Here is a 2,070-nt window from a genome sequence, read left to right as displayed (position 1 = left end):
ATAAAACTGAAGGTACCATCGCTATTAATCTGCAAGCTGCCCACACCCGCAATCGCCGCTGTTTGGCCAGCGCTGTAGTTAGTGGTATCACCGGCTACGTTAAAACCGGTTACCGTAACAGGACCATCGACACTGCTCGTGCCACTGAGCACGTTGCCATTTAAGGTCGTGTCTTCCGCAACCGTCAAAGCTTCATCCGCATCACTAAAGGCATCATCGACTGGAGTCACGTTGATGGTCAAAGTCGAGGTATCGCCACTGCTGCCATCGGTCATCGTGTAAGTGATCTCAGGCACTGGGCCGTTGTAATTGGCAACAGGAATAAAGCTGAACGTACCATCGCCATTAATCTGCAAGCTGCCCACACCCGCAATCGCCGCTGTTTGGCCAGCGCTGTAGTTAGTGGTATCACCGGCTACGTTAAAACCGGTTACCGTAACAGGACCATCGACACTGCTCGTGCCACTGAGCACGTTGCCATTTAAGGTCGTGTCTTCCGCAACCGTCAAAGCTTCATCCGCATCACTAAAGGCATCATCGACTGGAGTCACGTTGATGGTCAAAGTCGAGGTATCGCCACTGCTGCCATCGGTCATCGTGTAAGTGATCTCAGGTACTGGGCCGTTGTAATTAGCAACAGGGATAAAACTGAACGTACCATCGCCATTAATTTGCAAACTGCCTACACCCGCAATCGCCGCCGTTTGGCCAGCGCTGTAGTTGGTGGTATCACCGGCTACGTTAAAGCCGGTTACCGTTACCGGACCATCCACACTGCTCGTGCCGCTCAGCACGGTACCGTTTAAGGTGCTGTCTTCTGCAACACTTAAGACTTCATTCGCATCACTAAAAGCATCATCGACTGGAGTCACGTTGATGGTCAAAGTCGAGGTATCGCCACTGCTGCCATCGGTCATCGTGTAAGTGATCTCAGGCACTGGACCGTTATAATTGGCAACAGGAATAAAACTGAACGTACCATCGCCATTAATCTGCAAGCTGCCTACCCCGGCAATCGCAGCCGTTTGGCCAGCGGTGTAGTTAGTGGTATCACCGGCTACGTTAAAGCCGGTTACCGTCACCGGACCATCCACACTACTCGTGCCACTGAGCACGGTACCGGTTAAGGTCGTATCTTCCGCAACCGTCAAAGCTTCATCCGCATCGCTAAAGGCATCATCGACTGGAGTCACGTTAATAGTCAAAGTCGAGGTATCGCCACTGCTGCCATCGGTCATCGTGTAGGTGATTTCAGGCACTGGACCGTTGTAATTAGCAACCGGAATAAAACTGAACGTACCATCGCCATTAATCTGTAAGCTGCCCACACCCGCAATCGCAGCTGTTTGGCCAGCGCTGTAGTTGGTGGAATCACCTGCTACGTTAAAGCCGGTTACTGTTACGGGACCATCGACACTGCTCGTGCCACTCAGCACGGTACCATTTAAGGTGCTGTCTTCTGCAACACTTAAGACTTCATTCGCATCACTAAAAGCATCATCGACTGGAGTCACGTTGATGGTCAAAGTCGAGGTATCGCCACTGCTGCCATCGGTCATCGTGTAAGTGATCTCAGGCACTGGACCGTTGTAATTAGCAACAGGAATAAAACTGAACGTGCCATCGCCATTAATCTGCAAGCTTCCTACCCCGGCAATCGCAGCTGTTTGGCCAGCGGTGTAGTTGGTGGAATCACCTGCTACGTTAAAGCCGGTTACCGTTACGGGACCATCGACACTGCTCGTGCCAGTGAGTACATTGCCCGTTAAAGTAGTGTCTTCAGCCACCGTCAAAGCTTCATCGGCATCGCTAAAGGCATCATCGACTGGAGTCACGTTAATAGTCAAAGTCGAGGTATCGCCACTGCTGCCATCGGTCATCGTGTAGGTGATCTCAGGTACTGGACCGTTGTAATTGGCAACCGGAATAAAACTGAAGGTACCATCGCTATTAATCTGCAAGCTGCCCACACCCGCAATCGCAGCCGTTTGGCCAGCGCTGTAGTTGGTGGTATCACCGGCTACATTAAAGCCGGTTACCGTCACCGGACCATCCACACTGATCGTACCA

1 protein-coding gene is annotated in these 2,070 nt (G+C 51.7%); it reads right to left on the bottom strand.

What is annotated here, in order from left to right:
• Nucleotides 1-2,070, bottom strand: a 2,070-nt coding sequence (locus ELY21_RS15455; protein WP_127110931.1) for an S-layer family protein, incomplete at both ends; no start/stop codon positions are given.

This window comes from Legionella sp. km535, from assembly GCF_003990085.1.
GTDB classification, from domain to species: Bacteria; Pseudomonadota; Gammaproteobacteria; order Legionellales; family Legionellaceae; genus Legionella; species Legionella moravica.
Note: the sequence above shows the minus strand (reverse complement) of the source record. Positions and strands in the feature narration are given on the sequence as shown.